Source organism: Streptomyces milbemycinicus, from assembly GCF_002154605.1.
In the GTDB taxonomy this organism is placed as follows: Bacteria; Actinomycetota; Actinomycetes; order Streptomycetales; family Streptomycetaceae; genus Streptomyces; species Streptomyces milbemycinicus.
Genome location: NZ_MUNE01001117.1, coordinates 1 through 696, shown reverse-complemented (window position 1 = coordinate 696; position 696 = coordinate 1). Strand labels below are relative to the sequence as shown.

Sequence of the window (696 nt, the reverse complement as noted above, 5' to 3'; positions counted from 1 at the left end):
CGCATATACGGCGCCGATGCCCCGTCCCCCCCGTCCGCCTCCCGCCGCGCCGGGTACCACACGCTCACCATGAGCTCCCGGTCGCCGGGCCCCCACCGCTCCTTCCGCCCCTGGTCCACCAAGTGCAGCTCGACCATCCCGACCGGGTACGGGCCGGTGGGCGCGGGCAACCCGACCCGTATGGCGTCCCCTTCGCGCGCCGGCTTCGTGCCACCCTTGTGATCCTTGTCGTTTTTGCCACCCTTGCCTGAGGTCACCGCGCCGGAGGCGAGGGAGGCGGACGCGAGGGTCACGGCGGCCCCCGTGGCGGCGAGACCGCCGAGTAGTTGACGCCGTGAGAGTCGGGACACGGCAGAAGTCATCAATCGCATGCCCCGACTCTGGCCCGGCGCACTGCCCCCGCCCCACTGTCGATCGCCAGGTGCGGACCTGACTTTCGTCAGGGCGCGCAAACACCCGTGATACGACTCGAACTCCTGGCCGACCGTGCGAGGATGCCGCCATGACGACACATGGCCGTACGAGCGAGAGACCGACGGACCCGGACCCGGTCAGACCCCGTAGGTCAACTATCGGTTTTCTGACCGCACTTGGCGCCACAGCGGGCCTGCTCGGCCTCCTCACCGCCTGCGGCAGCAAACCCGCCTCCGAGGCGGTGGCGGCACCCGCTCCGCCTCCCGCCCCGCACGTCGACCC

General features: G+C 71.0%; 2 protein-coding genes. One reads left to right on the top strand and one right to left on the bottom strand.

Annotation, left to right across the window (positions count from 1 at the left end; translation table 11 throughout):
- A partial coding sequence (locus tag CCN51_RS51435; RefSeq protein WP_158104795.1) for a twin-arginine translocation signal domain-containing protein occupies positions 1 to 350 on the bottom strand: 350 nt, incomplete at its 3' end.
- Positions 351 to 502: 152 nt separating this feature from the next.
- Here CCN51_RS51435 and CCN51_RS56820 point away from each other — a divergent pair.
- Positions 503 to 696, top strand: a 194-nt coding sequence (locus CCN51_RS56820) for a hypothetical protein (protein WP_245881886.1), incomplete at its 3' end; no start/stop codon positions are given.